Origin of the sequence: Rhizobium leguminosarum bv. viciae USDA 2370, from assembly GCF_002008365.1 — a bacterium.
In the GTDB taxonomy this organism is placed as follows: domain Bacteria; phylum Pseudomonadota; class Alphaproteobacteria; order Rhizobiales; family Rhizobiaceae; genus Rhizobium; species Rhizobium leguminosarum.
In genome coordinates this window covers 78,036-100,070 of record NZ_MRDL01000054.1, presented here as the reverse complement: position 1 = coordinate 100,070, position 22,035 = coordinate 78,036, and the positions used below count along the sequence as shown (strand labels likewise).

Below are 22,035 nucleotides of genomic sequence, written 5' to 3'. Positions count from 1 at the left end.
ATTGAACGCAACACATTCGTTTTGCTGGATTCCGGGGCATTTCTCGCCTTGCAGTCCAGAAAACCGCTCCTTATATACGCCGCATCACCGCAATCACGATTGCGTAATCGCAAGTAGACCCATCCCGTAAGGGGCTGTCAGGGAAATGCCTTCTCGGGGTTCCGACAGCTTGCTTCAAGGAGAGAATGACATGGCAAAAGTAATTGGTATCGACCTTGGAACGACGAATTCCTGCGTCGCAGTCATGGACGGCAAGGACGCGAAGGTTATCGAGAATGCGGAAGGTGCACGCACGACCCCTTCCATGGTGGCATTTTCCGATGATGGCGAACGCCTCGTCGGCCAGCCGGCCAAGCGCCAGGCAGTCACCAACCCGACGAACACGCTCTTTGCGGTCAAGCGCCTGATCGGCCGCCGCTACGAAGATCCGACCGTCGAGAAGGACAAGCACCTCGTTCCCTTCACCATCGTCAAGGGCGACAATGGCGACGCCTGGGTCGAAGCCAATGGCAAGGGCTATTCGCCCGCACAGATTTCCGCGATGATCCTTCAGAAGATGAAGGAAACCGCCGAATCCTATCTCGGCGAAAAGGTCGAGAAGGCCGTTATCACCGTTCCCGCCTATTTCAACGACGCGCAGCGCCAGGCAACCAAGGATGCCGGCCGCATCGCTGGTCTTGAAGTTCTGCGCATCATCAACGAGCCGACCGCTGCAGCCCTCGCCTACGGCCTCGACAAGAAAGAAGGCAAGACAATTGCCGTCTACGACCTTGGCGGCGGCACCTTCGATATTTCGATCCTCGAGATCGGCGACGGCGTCTTCGAAGTGAAGTCCACCAACGGCGATACTTTCCTCGGCGGTGAAGACTTCGACATGCGTCTCGTCGAATATCTCGTTGCCGAGTTCAAGAGGGACAACGGCATCGACCTGAAGAACGACAAGCTTGCCCTGCAGCGCCTCAAGGAAGCTGCGGAAAAGGCAAAGATCGAGCTTTCGTCCTCGCAGCAGACCGAAATCAACCTGCCGTTCATCACGGCCGACGCCTCCGGCCCGAAGCATCTGACGCTGAAGCTGACCCGCGCCAAGCTCGAGAGCCTGGTCGACGATCTCGTCCAGCGCACGATCGCGCCGTGCAAGGCAGCGCTCAAGGATGCCGGTGTCACCGCTGCCGAAATCGACGAAGTGGTTCTCGTCGGTGGGATGAGCCGCATGCCGAAGGTACAGGAAGTCGTCAAGCAGCTGTTCGGCAAGGAGCCGCATAAGGGCGTCAACCCGGATGAAGTGGTGGCGCTTGGTGCTGCCATCCAGGCCGGCGTTCTGCAGGGCGACGTCAAGGATGTCCTGCTCCTCGACGTGACGCCGCTGTCGCTCGGCATCGAGACCCTAGGTGGTGTCTTCACCCGCCTGATCGAACGCAACACGACGATCCCGACGAAGAAGAGCCAGACCTTCTCGACCGCCGAAGACAACCAGCAGGCCGTGACCATCCGCGTTTCACAGGGCGAGCGTGAAATGGCTGCCGACAACAAGCTGCTCGGCCAGTTCGACCTCGTTGGTCTGCCACCGTCGCCGCGCGGCATGCCGCAGATCGAAGTCACCTTCGACATCGACGCCAACGGCATCGTGCAGGTTTCGGCCAAGGACAAGGGCACCGGCAAGGAACAGCAGATCCGCATCCAGGCTTCCGGCGGTCTTTCCGACGCCGACATCGAGAAGATGGTGAAGGATGCCGAAGCCCATGCCACCGAAGACAAGAAGCGCCGCGAGGCCGTCGAAGCCCGGAACCAGGCTGAAAGCCTGATCCATTCCTCGGAAAAGTCGCTGAAAGATTACGGTGACAAGGTTTCCGAGGCCGACCGCACCGCGATCTCGGATGCGATCGCCGCGCTGAAGACGGCGTCGGAAGCGTCGGAGCCCGATGCCGACGACATCAAGGCCAAGACCCAGACGCTGATGGAAGTGTCGATGAAGCTCGGCCAGGCGATCTATGAAGCACAGCAGGCCGAAAGCGGCGCTGCTGGCGATGCCTCCGCCGAAGGCGGCGACAATGTCGTCGATGCCGACTACGAGGAAATCAAGGACGACGACCGCAAGAAGTCCGCGTAATCCGCGACGGCGTGGTTATGCTTCAACACCTGATCCGGCTGCTCACCATGGCAGCCGGAAAATCCATTTCCGGGGTTTAATCCTTAATGGCAAAAGCGGACTTTTACGAAACTCTGGGTGTAGCCAAGTCGGCGGACGAGAAAGAGCTGAAAAGCGCCTTCCGCAAACTGGCGATGAAATTTCATCCGGACAAAAACCCGGATGACAAGGACGCCGAACGGAAGTTCAAGGAAATCAACGAAGCCTACGAGATGCTCAAGGACCCGCAGAAGCGGGCGGCCTATGATCGCTATGGCCATGCGGCTTTCGAGCATGGCGGCATGGGCGGCGGTGGCGGCGGATTTGCCGGCGGCGGTTTCTCCGACATCTTCGAGGATATCTTCGGCGAAATGATGGGTGGTGGGCGCGCTCGCCAGCGCTCGTCGGGCGGCCGCGAGCGTGGTGCCGATCTTCGCTACAACATGGAAATAACGCTGGAAGAATCTTTCTCCGGCAAGACGGCGCAGATCCGCGTTCCCACCTCGATCACCTGCGACGTCTGTACGGGTTCGGGCGCCAAGCCCGGCACGCAGCCAAAGAACTGCGGCACCTGCCAGGGAACGGGGCGCGTGCGCGCGGCACAGGGCTTCTTCTCGATCGAGCGGACCTGCCCGACCTGCCATGGCCGCGGCCAGATCATTCCCGATCCCTGCCCGAAGTGCCACGGCCAGGGCCGGGTGACGGAAGAGCGTTCGCTCTCGGTCAACATCCCTGCCGGCATCGAGGACGGCACGCGCATCCGGCTGCAGGGCGAAGGCGAAGCCGGCGCCCGCGGCGGACCAGCGGGCGATCTCTACATCTTCCTGTCGGTCAAACCGCATGAATTCTACCAGCGCGACGGAGCCGATCTCTATTGCGCGGTTCCGATCTCGATGACGACGGCCGCGCTCGGCGGAACCTTCGACGTAGCGACGCTTGACGGCACCAAGTCGCGCGTAACCGTGCCTGAGGGCACGCAGGTCGGCAAACAGTTCCGCCTCAAGGGCAAGGGAATGCCGGTGCTGCGTTCGGTGCAGACGGGCGACCTCTACATCCAGATCCAGATCGAGACGCCGCAAAAGCTCACCAAGCGGCAACGCGAACTGCTTCAGGAATTCGAGCAGCTTTCTTCCAAGGAGAACAATCCGGAATCGACGGGCTTCTTTGCCCGCATGAAGGAATTCTTCGAAGGCTGAGCCGCAATCGACACGCCTATTTCGAAAGCCGGGGACGGAAACGTCTCCGGTTTTTTTGTTCCAGGAATCCCGATTTGCGACATTCACCGCCCGCGCCGGCCAATCTGTCCCGGATCGATACGGCGGCGGACGGGAAGACGACTTGCGTTAACGCAGCCAGATGATGCCGCTTGCAAGTTTTCCAAATGAATTCAGTCTCTGCGGTCAGCGCATAACTCCGAAGATCGGAATCTCCTTTTGGGGTTATGCACCAAATCAAAGCGATAGAGCGTCCTTAGCACGGCGCTCTAGCGGGGGACAACCAAACCAAGGGTATCGACCATGGCGCCAGCCTTTTCCTCTCAGTCCGAAGACGTCGACGTTCTCGCCGGCGCCATCTACACCTGGTGCGCCGAGCGCAACATCAAGCTTCGCAGCCAGCAGGGCCTTTCAATCGCCAACATCGCGATCGACCTCTATCATGCCGGCCACCAGACGCAGGACGATCTGCTGATGGCGCTGCACGAATGCGAGATTCACTGAAGCGCGCGGCATCGAACCTGAACCGGGCGACCTGCTTCCCGGTCTTCGCCTTGAGGCACGCCGTCATTCCAAAACCGCTGTACACCCGCATCGGTCCGAGATCATCCAGACCTTGAACAGGTCGTGCTTTCGGTGGGAATCCATTGCCCGCTGCATAGCTTATCGGAACCGATGCAGGGATAAAATCATGCAGCAATTCAAAGTGCTAGAGCGTCCTTGCGGCTCTCGAAAAGATGCCCGGCGCTGTCGTGGAATCAAGCGGCGGTTTCGGCCACTTCGCCAGTCATGAGGGTGACGATGGTCTTGACCGCTTCCTTGCCTGCCGGTGAGTTCAGCTTGTCGTAGCTCAGCGCAAGCGCATAGGCGTCGGGGCTGAGTTCGACACGGCTGCCGAATGGTGACATGCCGGCGCCCTCGAAAAGAGCAGAGATCTCAACGTCGAGAAAAACCGCGATCTGATGCAGCTTGCTGGCGGAAACGCGGTTCGTTCCCTTTTCGTATTTCTGGATCTGCTGGAAAGTCAGTCCGAGTGCTTCGCCAAGCTCAAGTTGGGAAACACGGCGAAGGGCGCGAAACTGTCTGACGTTGCGACCGACGATAATATCAACCGGATCTGGCACTTCATCACTCTCTTATACATAAACGTTCCGTTTACCATATCGTCTGCACCAGATAACTCAACCCTGCAGTTGCAAAATTCAACCGACTTTTTTTGGGCTTTACGTTACGTCAATAGCCTTAAAGGATGGCAGCAAACCCTGAATATCCGGAGCTGGGAGGCATTGACAATAACTGTCGACAGTATCAGCTTGGCGATGTCAGACCATCTCCGGTGGTTGTATTTTTAGCAGAATTTCGAAAGTGTCATGGCTGCCGTTACACCGGGAAGATGTCGGACACCAGGACTTCGGTCACGGGATCTCTGGAATATATGTCCTGGGTGGCGCCAGCCGCCGCGTCCCTGACTTGCGGCAGCACCGACGGTACGATCCCACGGCCAAAAAGCTGCCAGCCTTGCCATCAGCGCCGCTTCGGCTTAGCTGTCACGCTTTACGATTCCGGACATTCGATGCCGCACAAGGTTTCTCTTTCCCGTCTGAAGCTGACAGACTTCCGCAACTATGCGGCGGCGGCCCTTACCCTTGACGGTCGGCATGCCGTACTGACGGGAGATAACGGCGCCGGCAAGACCAATCTCATGGAGGCCGTCTCCCTGCTTTCGCCTGGCCGCGGCCTGCGCCGCGCGGCTTATGGCGATATCACCCGCGTCGGCGCCGCCGGTGGCTTTTCGATCTTCGCCGCGCTCGACGGCATGGAGGGTGACGTCGAGATCGGCACCGGCATCGAAACGAGCGAGGAGACCATCGCCCGCAGGCTGCGCATCAATGGCACGACGGCAAAGACTGCGGACGAACTGACCGACCATCTGCGCCTTCTCTGGCTGACACCGGCGATGGACGGGCTCTTTACCGGCGCCTCTTCCGACCGACGCCGCTTTCTCGACCGGCTGGTGCTGTCACTCGATCCCGCTCATGGCCGCCGCGCCAGCGATTTCGAGCGCGCCATGCGCAGCCGCAACAAATTGCTGGACGAAGGCCGCTTCGATCCGTCCTGGCTTGCCGGCATCGAGGAGCAGATGGCAAGCCTCGGTATCGCCATGGCGCTCGCCCGGCAGGAGATGCTCGGCCTCCTGACCCGGCTGATCGAGGAAACACGGGAGAGCTCGCCCTTCCCTTCGGCATCGCTGCAGCTCTCGGGCTTCATGGACGGTCAGTTCTCGCGCCCCTCGGTCGACCTCGAAGATGACTACGCGGCGATGCTGGCAGAGAGCCGCTACCGCGATGCCGGCGCTGGACGCACGCTCGAGGGGCCGCACCGGGCCGACCTCATCGTGCATCACCGCGAAAAGGCGATGGAGGCGGAGCGTTGCTCCACCGGCGAGCAGAAAGCGCTGCTTGTCGGCCTGGTGCTTGCGCATGCGCGGCTCGTCGGGAATCTCACCGGCCATGCGCCGATCCTGCTGCTCGACGAGATCGCAGCGCATCTCGACGAGAACAGACGCGCCGCGCTGTTCGACCTTATCGACGGGCTCGGCGGCCAGGCCTTCATGACCGGAACAGATCGCGCGATGTTTTCGGCACTCGGCGACAGGGCGCAGTTTTTCACGGTTTCCGACGGAAGAGTGTTCGAATGACGGAGGCGGCTTTTCCCGGCGTCGGGCGTCATGATAACATCGGCGCCATGGAACCGCTCAGCCCGGAAGAAATAGCGCGGTATCACCGCCACATCCTGCTCCCCGAGATCGGCGGCGCCGGCCAGCAGAAACTGAAAGCCGCCCGCGTGCTGGTGATCGGCGCCGGCGGCCTCGGTGCACCGGTCCTGCAATATCTGGCCGCAGCCGGCGTCGGCACGCTCGGTATCGTCGACGACGACCGGGTGTCGCTGTCGAACCTGCAGCGCCAGGTGATCCATGATTCCGGCACGATCGGCGAGTTGAAGACGGAGAGTGCCGCCTTCGCCATCGCCAGGCTCAATCCGCATGTCCGACTGATCCGCTTCGAGGAACGCTTTTCCCCGGAGGCCGCCCGCCGTCAGCTCTCCGGTTTCGATCTACTGATCGACGGCTCCGACAATTTCGACACGCGTTATGCCGCCGCCGATGCGGCGGAAGAAGCGCGCATCCCGCTCGTCACCGGCGCCGTCGGGCGCTTCGACGGCTCGCTGACGGTTCTCAAGCCCTATGAGACGGCTGAGGACGGAACGTCCAACCCTAGATATCGCGACCTGTTTCCGGAAGCGCCGCCGGCGGGTCTGATTCCCGCCTGCGCCGAGGCCGGCATCATCGGCGCGCTCACAGGCGTCATCGGCACGATGATGGCGATGGAGGCGATCAAGCTCGTCACCGGCACCGGCGAACCGCTGGTCGGACGGTTGCTGCTCTACGACGCGCTCTCGGCCCGCTTCGACACGGTTCGCTACAAACGACGCCGTACAACACAAAGACCAGCCGGATGACGATTATTCGTCTTGATCATAGCTTCACGCGCTGGGACGAACTGCTGACGCTCGTCCTTTCCGCCTTCGCCTCGATGAACGGCAGGATCGACCCGCCATCTTCGGCGCTCAAGCTGACGACGGAGTCACTGGCCGAAAAGGCCAGGGCCGAGATCGGCCATGTCGCCATCGACGGCGAAAAGCTGATCGGCTGCCTCTTCCTGCGGCCGGAGGCCGATTGTCTCTATGTCGGCAAGCTCGCCGTCCTGCCTGAGATGCAGGGCAAGGGCCTCGGCAAGCGGCTGCTGGCGATTGCCGAGGAAACGGCTGCGGTGCTCGGTCTTCCCGCTTTGCGGCTGGAAACACGCATCGAACTCACCGACAATCACGCCGTCTTTGCCGCCTGTGGATTTTCCAGAACCGCCGAAAAGGCGCATCCCGGCTTTGCCAGGACGACATTCGTCGAGCTGCGCAAGGTCCTTGCGCCTCCAATCTGCGTCGCCTGATTTACAGCGTTCTTCAACGACCCGGCAGCACGCGGTTCGGCGGCCTGTGACCGTCGATGAAGGTGCGGATGTTGATGATGACCTTGTCGCCCATGTCGATGCGGCCTTCGATCGTCGCCGAGCTCATATGCGGCAGCAGCACGACCTTGCCCTCATTGGCGAGCTTGACCAGCTTCGGATTGACGGCAGGCTCGTTCTCGAAGACGTCGAGGCCGGCGCCGGCGATCCGGCCCTCCCTCAGGCATTTGATCAGCGCAGCTTCGTCGACCACGTCGCCGCGCGCGGTGTTGACGAGATAGGCCGTCGGCTGCAGCAGCGCCAGACGGCGGGCCGAGATCAGGTGGAAGGTCGCCGGCGTCGACGGACAATTGATCGAAACGATGTCGACACGGGCGAGCATCTGGTCGAGGCTTTCCCAATAGGTCGCCTCCAGTTCGTCCTCAACGGCCGGATTGACGCGCTTGCGGTTGTGATAGTGGATCGACAGGCCGAAAGCCTTGGCGCGGCGGGCCACCGCCGTGCCGATGCGGCCCATACCGACGATGCCGATTCGCTTGCCGTGAATGCGCCGACCGAGCATCCAGGTGGGAGACCAGCCTGCCCATTCACCCGGCTTGTCGGTCAGCACGCGCGCACCTTCGCCGAGCCTTCTCGGCACCGCGAGAATCAGCGCCATGGTCATATCGGCGGTGTCTTCGGTCAGGACGTTCGGCGTGTTGGTAACGGTGATGCCCTTGCGCGCCGCCGCCTCGACGTCGATGTGATCGGTGCCATTGGAGAAGCTTGCAATCAGCTTCATCTGCGGTCCCGCCTGCTCGATCAACGCCGCGTCGATGCGATCGGTGACGGTCGGCACCAGCACGTCGGCGGTCTTGACCGCGGCGATAAGCTCGGGAACGGAACGCGGCGCGTCGTCGATGTTCAGCTCGGCGTCGAAGAGCTCTCGCATGCGGGTTTCGACGGCATCCGGCAGCTTGCGGGTGATGTAGACCTTCGGTTTTTTCTTCGCTGTCATGGCTGCCTGTGGTGCCTTGTTCAGAGGTCTTTAACCAAGAGGGGTGATAATTTTCCCATTCCGGGCATTTTCTACCAGACCCGCACGCGAAGACAAACAAAACTCGCGGTGCAGCCGGGGAATGTCAAAGCCCGGACCGCGAGCAGGCCGGGCCTGCCCGCGAATTCGAGCAAACGGAAACTTCCATGAGCAGCAAAGTCCTGAAGTCCTGCCTCGCCCTTGCCATCGCACTGGCCGCATCCATGGGAAGTGTCGAATTCGCCCATGCGCAGGCGGCCAAGGGGCCAAGCGGACTGCCGTTGCCGCGCTTCGTCACGCTGAAATCCAAGCGCGTCAACCTGCGCATCGGTCCGGGAACGGATTACGCCGTTTCGTGGATGTACCTGAAATCCGGCCTGCCGGTGGAGATCATCCAGGAATACGACAACTGGCGCCGCATCCGTGATGCTGACGGCACCGAAGGCTGGGTCAACCAGTCACTGTTGTCCGGCCAGCGCGCGGCGATTGCCGCCCCGTGGATGAAGACCAAGGGCAAAGGCGTCTATGTCAATCTGCGCCGCGAGGCGCAGCCCTCTGCCTCGATCGTTGCCAAGCTAGAACCCGGCGTGATGATCACCATTGGCGAATGCAACGGCGACTGGTGCCGCGCCGAAACCGACGGCGCCTCGGGCTGGGTGGCGCAGTCGGAGATCTGGGGCGCCTATCCTGGTGAAGCCTTCAAATAAGCCCTGCCCGTTTGGCTGCCTCGGAAAGCGAGGTCATCGGGCGCGGGCCGATCTGCTGGATGACGATGCCGGCAGCCAGGCAACCGAGCTTGCCGCAATCTTCCAAAGAACGTCCCTGGGTGTAGCCATAGAGGAAGCCAGAGGCGAACAAATCGCCGGCACCCGTCGTATCCACAACTTCCTTGATCCGGATCGCATCGACGTAAAAACGCTCACGGCCCTTCAGGATGACGGCACCATTCTCGCTCATCGTCACAGCGGCGATTTTGCAATCGGCGGCGATCCTGTTCAGCGCCTCCTCGAAATCGTCGGTCTCGTAGAGCGACAGCGCTTCCTGGCGATTGGCGAAGACGATATCGACCTTGCCGGAGCGCATCAGATCGAGGAATTCGCCGCGATAGCGGTCGACGCAGAAACTGTCGGACAGCGTCATCGACACTTCGCGGCCGTTTTCATGGGCGATGCGGGCACAATCGAGGATCGCTTCCTTGGCGCGCGGCGGATCCCAGAGATAACCTTCGAAATAGGTGACCTTGGCGTTGGCCACGACGTCGGTCTCGACGTCTTCCGGGCCGAGCTCGACGCAAGCGCCCAGATAGGTGTTCATCGAGCGCTCGCCATCCTCGGTGACGAAGATCATCGAACGTGCCGTCGGCGGGAAGGTGCCCTTGGGCCGGGTCTGGTAGTGGACGCCCTGGGCGCGGATGTCGTGCGCGAAGATATCACCGAGCTGATCTTCGGCGACATTGCCGAAATAGGCAGCTTTGCCGCCGAGGTTAGCCACGCCCGCCGCCGTGTTGCCGGCGCTGCCGCCGGAGGCTTCGAGCGCCGGTCCCATGCGCGAGTACAAGAGTTCAGCGCGTTCGGCATCGATGAGGTTCATCGCCGCCTTGGTGATCTGGTTGTCAATGAGGAACTGGTCGTCGCAACGGGCAATGATATCCACGATTGCGTTGCCGACTGTCAGAACATCGAATCTTGTCATGAAATGGGGGGTCCCGGATTTTGTGATAGCCGGGGTTTGGTCTTAGCGAAATTTCCGCGGTTTGGAAGGATAAATGGTGGATGGCGCATCTATTTCTTCGCAAAAGTGCCGCCTATTCGTCATGTCCCTGTCATCTTCCAAATCTAGAAATACTCGCAAGAAGACCGGCATGAGCAGCTTTCAGTTGCAGCCGGGCGCACGAGGGATGATCCCTTCGATCTTACCGGCGCGACGCTGACCACGGATGAACTGGCAGCTTCGTGATCCGGGTTTCCGGCAAGACCGGAGCGGAAAAGCGGGCTATGCCCGCTTTTTTTGTTTTGCCGATGCGCCTGATTGGACGGCGATTGCCTTTTCAATCCAAGCGGTTTGCTGCTACTGCATAATTCCTTAAATCGGAATCGATTTAAGGAAAAAATTATGCAGCAATTCAAAGTGCTACAGCGTCCTTTGCGCGGCTCGAAAAGACGCGCGGCGCTGTAGACGTCGAATACTCCCCCGCGCAGAGCAGCCTCCCCCATGTCAGCCATCATTCTCGACGTCCTTCCCATCTTCATCCTGATTCTCATCGGCTGGGTGATCGTCCGCAGCGGATTGATGGCGTCGAATGTCGGCGAAGCGCTCAGCGAATTCGTCTTTAAGATCGCCGTGCCGCTTCTGCTCTTCCGCACCATCGCCGAGGCGGATTTTCATGGCGCCTCGCCCTTCCGACTCTGGATCGTCTATTTTTCCGGCGTTGCCATCACCTGGACGGCCGGCCATATCGCGGCCACACGCCTCTTCGGCCGCGACGAACGGATCGGCGTGCTGGCCGGCGTTTCCTCGGCCTTCGCCAACAATATTTTCATCGGCCTGCCGCTGGTCGAGCGAACCGTCGGCGACGAAGGGCTGGTGGCGCTGTCGATCCTGCTTGCCGTGCATCTGCCGGTGATGATGGTCGCCGGCACGGTCCTGATGGAGCATGCCGAGCGCAAGATCGCCGGCAAAAGCGATCGCAGCATGGTGCTCGTGCTTCGCCAGATCGCGGTCAATCTCGTGCGCAACCCGCTGGTGATCGGGCTTGCGGCCGGCATGGCAATGCACCTTTCCGGTCTCACCATGCCGACGACGGTGGCAACGGTCGTCGGGCAGATCGCCGGCATTGCCGGTCCGGCGGCGCTGATATCGCTTGGCATGGCGCTGGAGAGATACGGCGTCTCCGGCAATCTCGGCATCGCCAGCGTCACCTCGACCTTGAAGCTGCTGTTGCTGCCCGGCTGCGTGTGGGCGGCGAGCCATCTCCTCGGTCTCAGTCCCGAATGGACGGCAGCGATCGTGCTGACTTCCTCCGTCCCGACAGGCGTCAACGCCTGGCTGATTGCCAATCGCTTCGGCGTCGGTCACAGCCTCGCCGCCTCGACGATCACGGTGACGACGGCGCTCGGCGCCATCACGGTCTCGCTCTGGGCCTATTTCCTCGGCGCCTAAAGCGCGTCGTAATGTCGTTAGCGCAAAACCGCTGCGCAGTTTTGCGCGACATGCTTTAAGCGGCTCTCTGCACAACGAAAAGCCCGGCTTGCGGGCCGGGCTTCGATGTCATGCGATTGTCTTCCGCGTCACTGCGTCGCGGCGTTCGGATCCGGCAGCGGCACCGGCGAATCGGCGAGCGTGTGCAGGTAAAGAATGACGTTGGCGCGGTCCTGATCCTTCGCCAGACCGGCGAAGCCCATGGCGGTGCCCGGAACGTCCTTTTTCGGCGCCAGCAGGAACTTGTTGAGAAATTCGAAAGTCCACTTCTCGCTGCTGCCCTTGGAGAAATCCTTCATGGCAGCGGAATAGGCGAAGCCTTCATGCGAGGCGATCGGGCGATCTACGACACCAAAGAGGTTGGGACCGACCTTGTTCGGTCCCCCTTTGGTGCCGTCATGACAGGCCTGACACTTCTTGAAGACCGTTTCACCGGCCTTGGCATCTGCAGAAGCGAGCAATTGCGCGATCGGAACAGCAACGGCAGGCGCAGCCTCACCACCAGCGGCGGGCGCCTCTTCGGCAACGATCGCGAAACCTTCCTTTTCCGGTGCTTCGGAATGGAAGATCCCTTCGGACGCGATGGAGACCGACATCAGAACGAAAATCGTTCCGAGCAGCGCCCCCACGGCCGTATTGACGTATGAATTCATCTGCAATGCTCCCCTTGCAGCCGGCAGACCATAAACCGGACCATCTTGAAATCGCGCGGAACCTATGTCTTTTGGTTGATCGTTGCAACTGTCTAAATGGTCTTGTGCGTGAGACTTTTTGACACTTTTCAGCCCGGAATAGAAGGCCCGAACAATGAGTGATTCAAATTTAGACGGCGTGCTCGTATTGATCCCGGCGCGCATGGCCTCCACCCGGCTTCCGGGCAAGCCGCTCGCCGATATTTGCGGCCTGCCGATGATCGTCCAGGTGGCGCTACGCGCCAGGGAGGCAGCCATCGGCCGCGTTGTCGTCGCCGTCGACGATGATCGAGTGTTCGATGCCGTCGCCGCCGCCGGCTTCGAAGTCGTCATGACCCGCGTAGACCACCAATCGGGTTCTGATCGAATCTTTGAGGCGCTGAAGAAAGTCGATCCGGACGGAAAGGCGAAAATCATCGTCAACGTCCAGGGCGATCTGCCGACGATCGATCCCGAAACGGTGCGCGCGGCTTTGCGCCCTCTCGAGAACGAGGCGGTCGATATCGGAACGCTGACAACCGAAATCGACAATGAGGAGGACAAGTCCGCGCCGCACATCGTCAAGATCGTCGGCTCGCCGATTTCCGACGCCCGGCTGCACGCGCTCTACTTCACGCGGGCAACGGCCCCTTACGGCCAAGGGCCGCTCTACCACCATATCGGCCTCTATGCTTATCGGCGGGCGGCGCTCGAACGGTTCGTCTCGCTCGGTCCTTCGACGCTCGAAAAGCGCGAATCGCTGGAGCAGCTACGGGCGCTGGAAGCCGGCATGCGCATCGACGCCGAGATCGTTGACACGGTTCCGCTCGGTGTCGATACTCCGGCCGACCTCGAAAAAGCGCGGCGCATCCTCTCCGCAAAGTCGAACTGACGGAACCATCATGAACATCAAGACCAACAGGATCGCCTTCCAGGGCGAATTCGGCGCCAATTCCGATATGGCCAGCCGCGACATGTTTCCGACCATGGAGCCCCTGCCCTGTCAGACCTTCGAGGATGCGTTCACGGCGGTCGATAACGGCGACGCCGATATCGCGATGATCCCGATCGAGAACACGATTGCCGGGCGCGTCGCCGATATCCACCATCTGCTGCCGGAGTCGCGGCTGCACATTATCGGCGAATATTTCATGCCGATCCGCTTCCAGCTGATGGTGCTGCCCGGTGTCACCAAGGACGAGATCCGCACGGTGCACAGCCATATCCACGCGCTCGGCCAGTGCCGGAAGATCGTTCGCGCCAACGGCTGGAAACCGGTGATCGCCGGCGATACGGCAGGGGCGGCAAAACTCGTCAAGGAAACCGGCGACCGCTCGATGGCCGCCTTGGCACCACGCCTTGCCGCCGATCTCTACGGGCTCGAGATCATTGCCGAAAATGTCGAGGATACCGAAAACAATGTCACCCGTTTCGTCGTCCTGTCCCGCGACGAGGAATGGGCGCAGCGGAATTCGGCGGAAGAAAAGGTCGTCACCACCTTCGTCTTCAACGTCCGCAACATTCCGGCCGCGCTCTACAAGGCGCTCGGCGGTTTTGCCACCAACAACATCAACATGACGAAGCTGGAAAGCTACCAGCTCGGCGGAAAATTCGTGGCGACGCAGTTTTACGCCGATATCGAAGGCCATCCGAACGATCCGAACGTGCGCCGGGCATTGGAGGAATTGCGTTTCTTTTCCGAGAAAGTCCGCATCCTCGGCGTCTACAAGGGGCATGCGATGCGAGGCCAGCTGTAAGGCAAGCCCCGCAAGTCGCCTTAATTATTTATCCGGCTCACAGACACGCAGCCGATGCCCATCCGGATCGAGCACGACGAAGGTCGGACCAAAATCCAGTTCGGTCAGTTCCTGGGCGATCGGCAGGCCGCGCTGGCGCCAGTCCTCATAATGTCTGGCGACAGCATTTTCTCCCTCGACCATGAAGGCCACTTCGCCTCGATTGCCGATGGCGGAGGGCTGCGGTTCGACCTTGCTGCGCCGCCAGAGACCGAGCGTGAAGCCACCCTCGAGCGGAAAAGCGACGAAATTCGGCGCCTCCACGGCCGGTTCGCGATTGAGCAGGTTCCGGTAGAAACTGGCGCTTTCACCGGGGTCCTTGACGTAAAGAATGATGAGATTGGGGCTGGTCATTTCGGTTCTCCCGTTATTTAAGAATGGCGCCGCGAGAGACCTCGTCTGCTGACAGATTATGGCAGCAGATTACCGAGGGCGTTGCGATCGCAACGCCCCGTTCTCGTCGGGCAGAGTGTTGATAAGGATGGGCGGCCTAAAGCGGTCGCGCATGTCGTTGTCGCAAAACCGCTGCACACTTTTGCGCGATATGCTTTAGAGCGGAAAACGGTCCTCGCAGCGCGGGTCGCGTCCGTCGATGAAGCCGAGGTCGCGCTTCAAGTAATCCGGTGTCGCTTCAAGGTCGAGGCCGGTGCGGTCTCCTCTGCGAAATCGGAAAATGTTCATGACCAGGTCCAGCAGGCCGGACGGCGCTGACTGGCGAACATCGGCAAAAGTCTCGGCCGAAATGACATCGGCAAAGGCCTCGGCCGCAAAACGGTCGTTGGTGAAATGAATGGCTGGAGGCGTTACCATGATCAGTACTCCTTCCTGGTGGATTGGCACTGATAATAACTCCATCTGCTGACAGTTTATGGCAGCAGCGTTCAGTTCTCCATCGGCACGTCCTGCGTCTCGCGCCATTCCTTGAGGAGCACCGTGCGGCGGCGCGGATAACGCCCCTCATGCAACGCCATATCGATGATGCGATCGGTGCGGAAATGGCGAAAATCCTGGCGCAGTTCGCACCAGGCCATGAGGACGCGCACATGCTCGAAATAGCCGAGCGCGAAGGGCCAGACGCGGCGGCGCGAAATACGGCCCTGCTCGTCGCCATAATGCAGTTCGAGGATACGCTCCAGGCGGATCGCCCTACGGATGGCCGAGACATCGGCCTTGTCCTCGTCCCTGCGTTTAGGGCCGACGAAAAGCGCTGCCGAATCGATCATCTCTCGCATATCGGCCGGCAGCACGGCGGCAATCTTGGCCAGCGCGTCGGCGCCAGCGCCGGCAAGGCGCGGCTCGGCGGCGCGGGCAACCCAGCGCGAGCCGAGCACCAATGCCTCCAGCTCTTCTTCGGAAAACATCATCGGCGGGAGCATGAAACCGGGCTTCAGCACATAACCGATGCCGGCTTCGCCTTCGATCATCGCACCCTGGGCCTGCAGGCTGGCAATATCGCGATAGAGCGTGCGCAGGCTGACACCGGTCTCCTCAGCGAGCACCGAGCCGGTCACCGGCCGCCGGTAACGCCGGAGCGTCTGGAGCAGCGTCAGCAGCCGTTCCGAGCGGGCGACCGCCATGGCGCTACCGCTTCCACTCCACCCAGTCACGCATCAGGCGGTGGGCGATCGCCCCTTTCGGCGGCGAGGCCTTGCCTGTCGCGCTCGGGCGTTCCAGCATCTCGATCGTTTCCTCGCGGGTAAACCAGCGACAATCCTCCAGTTCCGTCTCATCGCGGCTGATTTCGGTGGATTTCGCCTCGGCGTAACAACCGATCATCAGGGAATGCGGCATCGGCCAGGGCTGCGAGGCGTGGTAGCGGATGCGGCCGGTGCGGATGCCCGATTCCTCCAGCGTTTCGCGACGCACGGCGTTCTCGATGGTCTCGCCGGGTTCGAGGAAGCCGGCAAGACAAGAATACATGCCGGGCGCGAAATGCGGGCTGCGGCCGAGCAGGCAGAGGTCGCGCTGCTCATCGACCGTCAGCATGATGACCACGGGGTCGGTTCGGGGGAAGATCATGTGCTCGCAGGCGGCGCAGACGCGCTTGTAGCCGCCGATGTGGATCTCCATCGCCGAGCCGCAGCGGCCGCAGAAGCGATTGTCGCCGTTCCAGCGGATGAGGCTTGCGGCCTGGGCGAATTCACCGAGCAACACTTCGTCGATCAGCATTTCGCGAAACAGCGTGCGGCCGTCGGCAGGCTTGTACTGGCTGGTGAGGTCGTCGACATCGATGCCGACGGGAACGGCAAGGCGCGGCTCGCCGGTCTTGCGGTAGCCGAGAAGCACCGTTTCATCCCAATCCGGCTGCAATCCCTGCAGCTCATAGCGGGCAAAGAGCGGGTCGAGCACCTGGCCGTCATGCTTCAGCACCAGCTTATCCCCCGCGAAGGCGAAGATATGGGTGCCTTCCTTTGCCAGCGCCTTTTCGACGGATTGTTCATCGCGATGTTCGGAATCGCGATTGAGGTCGTTGGCGGCAAAGGCCGTGAGATTGCTGGGTTCCGGATGCGGCACATCCGAATCGAAAAGCGAATGACTCATGATGAAAGGGCTTCCCGCAGCTTCGCTATAAATTCGTCTCTCTTTCCGTCCTCGTAGGGCTCCGCGCGCCCGAAGCCCCAGACGGGACCCGGCCAGTTGGCATCGCCTTCGAAGCGGGCAATGATATGAACATGAAGCTGGCGGACGATATTGCCAAGAGCCCCGACATTGATTTTTGTCGCGCCGGTGATCTCCTTCAGCGCCTTGGCGACCAGCTCCGTCTCGAAGGCAAGCAGCACCTGGTCGAGCGGCGTCAGCTCGAAGATTTCCGTGATACCAGCCCGGCGCGGCACGAGAATGAGCCAGGGCCAGCGGGCATCCCTCGACAATCTCAGATCGCAGAGACCGGTGACCATGATGCTGACGCTGTCGTTTTCCAGCCGAGGGTCGAGCGCGAAACCTTTCAAAGGGCATTCTCCTCATGTTTTCCAACGACTAGCAGTTTTTTTGCATGTTGGCTTGCTTTTGATGACGATATTGCCGATATGTGCATCCGGGAGGTTGGTGGTGGACGAGCCACTCGCCAACCGGGTCAGGTCCGGAAGGAAGCAGCCCTAACGAGCCCGGCACGGGTCATCGTGCCAGCCTCCCACCTTCTCTCCACGAAGTGCCCGACGATCCGGGCGACAAGCAGGGCGATGAGCGACACCGAGCGACAATCAAAAGATGCCGCCTCGACGGGCACCGGATACCGGGTGCTGGCTCGCAAATACCGCCCCAAGGATTTCACGGACTTGATGGTCGGCCAGGAGCCGATGGTCCGTACCCTCACCAACGCCTTCGAAACCGGCCGCATCGCGCAAGCCTATATGCTGACGGGTGTGCGCGGTGTCGGCAAAACGACGACGGCGCGCATCCTGGCGCGGGCGCTGAACTACAAGACATCGGAAATCGACAAGCCGACGATCGACCTTCGCACGCCGGGCGAGCACTGCCAGGCGATCATGGAAGGCCGGCATGTCGACGTGATCGAGATGGATGCCGCCTCCCATACCGGTATCGACGATATCCGCGAGATCATCGAGCAGGTGCGGTACCGACCGGTTTCGGCGCGCTACAAGGTCTATATCATCGACGAAGTGCATATGCTGTCGACGCAGGCCTTTAACGGCCTGTTGAAGACGCTGGAAGAGCCGCCGGAGCATGTGAAATTCATCTTCGCCACTACCGAAATCCGCAAGGTTCCGATCACCGTGCTGTCGCGCTGCCAGCGCTTCGACCTGCGCCGTATCAGCGCCTCCGATCTCGTCGGGCTGTTCACGACGATCGCCGCCAAGGAAGGCATCGAGGCGGAAGCCGATGCGCTGGCGATGATCGCGCGTGCTGCCGAAGGTTCGGCGCGCGACGGCCTGTCGCTGCTCGACCAGGCAATCGCCCATGGCGCAGGCGTCGTGCAGGCGGAAGCCGTGCGCGGCATGCTCGGCCTTGCCGATCGCGCCCGGATCGTCGATCTCTTCCAGCATATCGTCAAAGGCGATGTGGCCGCCGCGCTCGGCGAGTTCCAGAACCAATACGAAGCCGGCGCCAATCCGGTGGTGGTGCTGACCGATCTTGCCGATTTCACCCATCTGGTGACGCGGCTGAAATATGTGCCGGATGCGGCAAACGATCCTTCGCTCAGCGAGGTCGAACGCACCAAGGCGGCGGAATTCGCCAAGGGCGTTGCGGTGACAACGCTGTCGCGCATCTGGCAGATGCTGCTGAAGGGCATTCCGGAAACGGAAGGCTCGTCGCGGACGGCAGGGGCAGCCGAGATGGTACTGATCCGGCTTGCACATGCCGCGCATCTGCCGGCGCCCGAAGATGCGGCGCGGCGGCTTGCTGAATTTTCCGGCGACAATTCCGGCCCGCGGCCTGCGGCTCCGCCGTCCGGCAATGGCGGCGGCAACGGGACACGGGTTTCCTATCAGAACAGTGTCGCGGCGCGTGCCGCGGAAGCCGCACCGAGCCCGCCACAGCCTTCGGCGCCGGTCGCGATGCTGCGTGCCGTGCCGAGCAGCCAGCCCGAGACCATGTCTGTCGGGCGGATCGAGCCAAAACCGGCGGAAGCCCTAAAGCCGCTCGTCCCGGTCAATTCGGTCAATGATATCGTCAACCTCGCCACCGAGAAACGCGATCCGAAGCTGAAGGCGATGGTGCGCACCTTCCTGCGCCCCGTGCGGATCGAAGCCGGCCGGCTCGACGTCAGCTTGGCTCCCGGTGCGCCGACGACGCTGCTCAACGAGCTTGCCGTCAAACTGAAGGAATGGACCGGCATCCATTGGATCGTCAGCCTCAGCCGCGACGAGGGCCAGCCGACGCTTGTCGAAGCGGAGGCCAGGACCAGGGAACAGCATGTGATCGACGCGCGCCAGGACCCTGACGTAGCGGCAATCCTTGCGCATTTCCCCGGTGCCAAGATCATCGACGTGCGCGTACGGGCGCCCGAACCGGAGGAGGAAGGCGAGGCGACGCCGCCGGCGGCCGCCGAATCCGAGGAAGGTGACATCCTGCCCGGCGACGACATAGAATTCTAAAGTTTCAACAAGGAGCGAGACGATGCGCGACATCATGGGCATGATGGGCAAAGTCAAGGAAATGCAGGCCAAGATGGAGCAGATGCAGGCGGAGATCGCCGAGCTCACGGCCGAAGGCAAGGCGGGGGGCGGGCTCGTCACCGTCATCATCACGGGCAAGGGCGAGCTGAAGAGCCTGAAGATCGACCCATCGCTGTTCAAGGAAGACGACGTCGAGATCCTCGAGGACCTGATCGTCGCCGCCCACAAGGACGCCAAGGACAAGGCCGAGGCGCTGGCCGCCGAAAAGACCAAGGCGCTGACGGCCGGCCTGCCGATCCCGCCCGGCTTCAAGCTGCCGTTTTGATCTATACGCCACGTATGCCCGGTGGTCAGCGCCCGGCTTCCAACAACGCTCTCAGTTTGTAGTGGAGCGGCGACGCGAGATATCGCGCCCGATCCGTCTCCGAAAGCCTCCGGCCGAAAGTTTGCATCAGCTCCGGCATCGTCACCTTCTCTCCCGTAAAAAGCCGATGGTCGACCGGCATTCCGGCCTCGACCACACCGCCTTTGATGACGCGGCAATAGATGCCGGGACGGGCGGCGTCCGTATAGCGCTTGACGAATGTCGGATCGGCCATCCTGGCGGCGAAGGTGGCGCAGGGAATGCGGCATGACGTGACTTCGAGGACGAAATCGCCGGCGACGAATCGGTCGCCGACTGCGACGTCGCGATTGTCGAGATCCGATATCACCATGTTCTCGCCGAATGTGCCGGGTTCATATGGCCTGCCGAGCTCCCTGCTCCACCAATCGAGTGTCAGCGATCCCTCGACATACACAGCCTGGTCGACGCCGCCATGGTGTTTGCGGTTGCAGATCGCATCGCCGACAAGACCTTCATCATCGATCATCACCGCGCCATTGACGGCTTGTTTGAAGATGCCGGTCTTGTAGCTTTTGCCCGGCAGTCTTTCGGGATTGCCGGTGCACAAGGCCAGGATTTTCATGGGACGGGCAATCCTTCCGCGATTCCGTTTCCGTTCCATATCAGTTAAGAACGACGCATGGCAAAACGAGTCACCGGCCCCGAGATCGAAAAACTCATCCAGCTTCTGGCAAAGGTGCCGGGCCTCGGGCCGCGTTCGGCGCGCCGGGCGGCACTTCATCTGATCAAGAAGAAGGACCAGCTTCTCGGCCCGCTGTCGAATGCGATGGGCGAGGCCTATGACAAGGTGAAGATCTGCTCGCGCTGCGGCAATGTCGATACGGTCGATCCCTGCATTGTCTGCACCGACACGCAACGCGATCAATCCGTCATCATTGTCGTCGAGGACGTATCGGATCTCTGGGCGCTGGAGCGGGCAGGCGCGATGAACGCCGCCTATCATGTGCTCGGCGGCACGCTGTCACCGCTCGACGGGGTCGGTCCTGACGATCTTAACATTCGCGGCCTGATCGACCGGGTCGGCGAAGGCGGCATCCGGGAACTGATCATCGCGGTCAACGCCACAGTCGAGGGACAGACGACGGCGCATTACATCACCGACCAGTTGCAGGGGCTCGACGTGAAGATCACACGCCTGGCGCATGGCGTGCCGGTCGGCGGCGAACTCGACTATCTCGACGAGGGCACGCTTGCGGCGGCACTTCGGGCGCGGACGGTGATATGAAAAACTTGTCTATGCTCAAGCGCACTCTCCCCTGCCTTATCGCCCAACGACTATTCGCCATTCTCATTGTCATCCCCACCCTCCTTCCCTTGCCTGCCCACGCCGCCTCCAAGGCCGATGTCGAGGCGCAGTTCGAGAAATGGGTGCAGAGCGACCTCTGGCCGGAGGCGAAGGCCAACGGCATTTCGGAGAAGGTCTTTCAAGCCGCTTTCTCCGGCATCACGCTGAACTGGAACTTGCCCGATCTCGCTCCGCCGGGCTTCCCGCCGCCGAAGGAACAGAAGCAGACACAGGCCGAATTTTCCTCGCCCGCTCCCTATTTCAACGAAGACCAACTGAAGAAGCTTGCCGCAACGGGACGCGGCTTTGCCGCCCAATATGGCTCGACGCTGAAGCGGATCGAAAAGACCTATGGCGTGCCGGGCTCGATCGTGCTGGCTATCTGGGGCCGGGAGACGGGCTTCGGTGCGGCGAAGATCCCGAATTCGGCGATCGAGGTGCTGGCGACCAAGGCCTTCATGTCGACGCGCAAGGAGATGTTCCGCACCGAGCTGGTGGCCGCACTCCATATTCTCGACGGCGGCGACGTGACACCTGCCAACTTCAAGGGGTCGTGGGCGGGCGCACTCGGCCAGCCGCAATTCATGCCGACGAGCTATCTGAAATATGCGGTGGATTTCGATGGTGACGGTCACCGCAATATCTGGACCTCGGTGCCCGATACACTCGCCTCGATCGCCAATTACCTGGTCAAAAAAGGCTGGCAGCGCGGCCGCGACTGGGGCTTCGAGGTGTCGATACCGGAGGCGGTCTCCTGCGCGCAGGAGGGACCCGATCTGGCAAAGCCGCTGTCGCACTGGGCCTCGCTCGGCATCGACCGCATCTCCGGCAAGGGCTTTCCCTCCGGCGAGATGAAGGCTGAGGGCATGATGCTGGTACCGGCCGGCCGCGACGGACCGGAATTCATCGTCACCCCGAATTTCTACATCATCAAGGAATATAATAATTCCGATCTCTACGCGCTCTATGTCGGCAATCTGGCCGACCGCATCGCCTATAATGGCGGCGCCTTCCAGGGCAGATGGGGCGACGTCGGCAAGATGCTGCGCTCGGACGTCGCCGCCATGCAGAAGGCGCTGGAACGGCAGGGCTATGATGTCGGCGGTTCCGACGGCCTGCCGGGCTACAAGACGCGGCGCTCGATCGGCCAGTGGCAGGCAAAGAACGGCATGAAGCCGACATGTTTTCCGGAGGCCACGATGAAGGGCAAGCTGAAGTAACCGGC

Annotated in this window: 24 protein-coding genes and 1 other RNA gene; 15 read left to right on the top strand and 10 right to left on the bottom strand. The window is 61.4% G+C overall.

All coding sequences use genetic code 11. The features are described from left to right. Positions 1-190 precede the first annotated feature (190 nt). The 3 genes from dnaK to BS629_RS32220 all read left to right on the top strand — a co-directional run bounded on the left by dnaK (position 191) and on the right by BS629_RS32220 (position 3,843). Positions 191-2,107, top strand: a complete 1,917-nt coding sequence (gene dnaK / locus BS629_RS32230) for a molecular chaperone DnaK (protein WP_018244286.1) — start codon at positions 191-193, stop codon at positions 2,105-2,107. An 86-nt stretch (positions 2,108-2,193) separates the two neighbouring features. Continuing rightward, on the top strand, positions 2,194-3,321 hold the full coding sequence (gene dnaJ / locus BS629_RS32225; protein WP_018244285.1) for a molecular chaperone DnaJ: 1,128 nt from the start codon (positions 2,194-2,196) through the stop codon (positions 3,319-3,321). Positions 3,322-3,642: 321 nt separating this feature from the next. Then, positions 3,643-3,843, top strand: a complete 201-nt coding sequence (locus tag BS629_RS32220) for a hypothetical protein (RefSeq protein WP_018244284.1) — start codon at positions 3,643-3,645, stop codon at positions 3,841-3,843. 254 nt (positions 3,844-4,097) lie between these two features. On the opposite strand, the gene BS629_RS32215 is transcribed toward BS629_RS32220, so the two are convergent. Next, on the bottom strand, positions 4,098-4,463 hold the full coding sequence (locus BS629_RS32215; protein WP_018244283.1) for a helix-turn-helix domain-containing protein: 366 nt from the start codon (positions 4,461-4,463) through the stop codon (positions 4,098-4,100). A gap of 449 nt (positions 4,464-4,912) precedes the next feature. On the opposite strand from BS629_RS32215, the gene recF reads away from it, so the two are divergent. From recF to BS629_RS32200, 3 genes are read left to right on the top strand one after another with little or no spacing between them, the layout of a single operon-like run. After that, entirely contained in the window at positions 4,913-6,037 is a 1,125-nt protein-coding gene (gene recF, locus BS629_RS32210) for a DNA replication/repair protein RecF (RefSeq protein WP_018448011.1), read from the top strand. Then, positions 6,034-6,858: a molybdopterin-synthase adenylyltransferase MoeB gene (locus BS629_RS32205; RefSeq protein WP_018244281.1), complete on the top strand. Its 825-nt coding sequence runs from the start codon at positions 6,034-6,036 to the stop codon at positions 6,856-6,858. Before recF ends, BS629_RS32205 begins: the two co-directional genes overlap by 4 nt. Continuing rightward, on the top strand, positions 6,855-7,343 hold the full coding sequence (locus BS629_RS32200; RefSeq protein WP_018244280.1) for a GNAT family N-acetyltransferase: 489 nt from the start codon (positions 6,855-6,857) through the stop codon (positions 7,341-7,343). The genes BS629_RS32205 and BS629_RS32200 overlap by 4 nt, the downstream gene beginning before the upstream one ends. A gap of 13 nt (positions 7,344-7,356) precedes the next feature. On the opposite strand, the gene BS629_RS32195 is transcribed toward BS629_RS32200, so the two are convergent. Next, positions 7,357-8,358: a 2-hydroxyacid dehydrogenase gene (locus BS629_RS32195; RefSeq protein ID WP_018244279.1), complete on the bottom strand. Its 1,002-nt coding sequence runs from the start codon at positions 8,356-8,358 to the stop codon at positions 7,357-7,359. A gap of 185 nt (positions 8,359-8,543) precedes the next feature. On the opposite strand from BS629_RS32195, the gene BS629_RS32190 reads away from it, so the two are divergent. Beyond that, the gene (locus tag BS629_RS32190; RefSeq protein WP_018244278.1) at positions 8,544-9,083 is read left to right on the top strand and encodes an SH3 domain-containing protein; all 540 of its coding nucleotides are present in this window, start codon (positions 8,544-8,546) and stop codon (positions 9,081-9,083) included. Here the strand turns inward: BS629_RS32190 and BS629_RS32185 are convergent. Beyond that, positions 9,076-10,068 (bottom strand): adenosine kinase, encoded by a 993-nt coding sequence (locus tag BS629_RS32185; RefSeq protein WP_018244277.1) that lies wholly within the window; start codon positions 10,066-10,068, stop codon positions 9,076-9,078. The two genes, BS629_RS32190 and BS629_RS32185, sit on opposite strands and share 8 nt — an antisense overlap. A 519-nt stretch (positions 10,069-10,587) precedes the next feature. On the opposite strand from BS629_RS32185, the gene BS629_RS32180 reads away from it, so the two are divergent. Further along, positions 10,588-11,535, top strand: a complete 948-nt coding sequence (locus tag BS629_RS32180) for an AEC family transporter (protein ID WP_003555804.1) — start codon at positions 10,588-10,590, stop codon at positions 11,533-11,535. A gap of 128 nt (positions 11,536-11,663) precedes the next feature. Here the strand turns inward: BS629_RS32180 and BS629_RS32175 are convergent, their stop codons facing one another. Then, positions 11,664-12,227, bottom strand: coding sequence for a c-type cytochrome (locus BS629_RS32175; protein ID WP_018244276.1), 564 nt, complete (start codon positions 12,225-12,227; stop codon positions 11,664-11,666). Between the two features lie 154 nt (positions 12,228-12,381). Between BS629_RS32175 and BS629_RS32170 the strand changes: the two genes are divergently transcribed. Beyond that, positions 12,382-13,137 (top strand): 3-deoxy-manno-octulosonate cytidylyltransferase, encoded by a 756-nt coding sequence (locus tag BS629_RS32170; protein WP_018244275.1) that lies wholly within the window; start codon positions 12,382-12,384, stop codon positions 13,135-13,137. A gap of 10 nt (positions 13,138-13,147) precedes the next feature. Beyond that, entirely contained in the window at positions 13,148-14,002 is an 855-nt protein-coding gene (locus tag BS629_RS32165) for a prephenate dehydratase (protein ID WP_018244274.1), read from the top strand. A 24-nt stretch (positions 14,003-14,026) separates the two neighbouring features. Here the strand turns inward: BS629_RS32165 and BS629_RS32160 are convergent, their stop codons facing one another. From BS629_RS32160 to BS629_RS32140, 5 genes are all read right to left on the bottom strand, one after another. Continuing rightward, positions 14,027-14,395, bottom strand: coding sequence for a VOC family protein (locus tag BS629_RS32160; RefSeq protein WP_003555800.1), 369 nt, complete (start codon positions 14,393-14,395; stop codon positions 14,027-14,029). Positions 14,396-14,590: 195 nt separating this feature from the next. Further along, the gene (locus BS629_RS32155) at positions 14,591-14,851 is read right to left on the bottom strand and encodes a hypothetical protein (protein ID WP_018244273.1); all 261 of its coding nucleotides are present in this window, start codon (positions 14,849-14,851) and stop codon (positions 14,591-14,593) included. 71 nt (positions 14,852-14,922) lie between these two features. Beyond that, positions 14,923-15,618, bottom strand: a complete 696-nt coding sequence (locus tag BS629_RS32150; protein WP_018244272.1) for a helix-turn-helix transcriptional regulator — start codon at positions 15,616-15,618, stop codon at positions 14,923-14,925. Positions 15,619-15,622: 4 nt separating this feature from the next. Continuing rightward, positions 15,623-16,582 (bottom strand): NAD(+) diphosphatase, encoded by a 960-nt coding sequence (nudC, locus tag BS629_RS32145; protein ID WP_018244271.1) that lies wholly within the window; start codon positions 16,580-16,582, stop codon positions 15,623-15,625. Next, positions 16,579-16,989, bottom strand: coding sequence for an HIT domain-containing protein (locus tag BS629_RS32140; RefSeq protein WP_026242289.1), 411 nt, complete (start codon positions 16,987-16,989; stop codon positions 16,579-16,581). The genes nudC and BS629_RS32140 overlap by 4 nt, the downstream gene beginning before the upstream one ends. 89 nt (positions 16,990-17,078) lie before the next feature. Here BS629_RS32140 and ffs point away from each other — a divergent pair. The 3 genes from ffs (at position 17,079) to BS629_RS32125 (ending at position 19,444) form a co-directional block, all read left to right on the top strand. Further along, positions 17,079-17,175, top strand: an RNA gene (gene ffs / locus BS629_RS32135) — signal recognition particle sRNA small type. 45 nt (positions 17,176-17,220) lie between these two features. Then, the gene (locus tag BS629_RS32130) at positions 17,221-19,098 is read left to right on the top strand and encodes a DNA polymerase III subunit gamma/tau (protein WP_018244270.1); all 1,878 of its coding nucleotides are present in this window, start codon (positions 17,221-17,223) and stop codon (positions 19,096-19,098) included. Between the two features lie 22 nt (positions 19,099-19,120). After that, positions 19,121-19,444, top strand: a complete 324-nt coding sequence (locus tag BS629_RS32125; RefSeq protein ID WP_018244269.1) for a YbaB/EbfC family nucleoid-associated protein — start codon at positions 19,121-19,123, stop codon at positions 19,442-19,444. A 25-nt stretch (positions 19,445-19,469) separates the two neighbouring features. On the opposite strand, the gene BS629_RS32120 is transcribed toward BS629_RS32125, so the two are convergent. Beyond that, positions 19,470-20,087, bottom strand: coding sequence for an MOSC domain-containing protein (locus BS629_RS32120; protein ID WP_018244268.1), 618 nt, complete (start codon positions 20,085-20,087; stop codon positions 19,470-19,472). A gap of 57 nt (positions 20,088-20,144) precedes the next feature. On the opposite strand from BS629_RS32120, the gene recR reads away from it, so the two are divergent. Both recR and BS629_RS32110 read left to right on the top strand, forming a co-directional pair. Further along, entirely contained in the window at positions 20,145-20,750 is a 606-nt protein-coding gene (gene recR, locus BS629_RS32115) for a recombination mediator RecR (RefSeq protein WP_003555792.1), read from the top strand. Between the two features lie 11 nt (positions 20,751-20,761). Continuing rightward, positions 20,762-22,030 (top strand): lytic murein transglycosylase, encoded by a 1,269-nt coding sequence (locus BS629_RS32110; protein WP_018244267.1) that lies wholly within the window; start codon positions 20,762-20,764, stop codon positions 22,028-22,030. Positions 22,031-22,035: the final 5 nt, after the last annotated feature.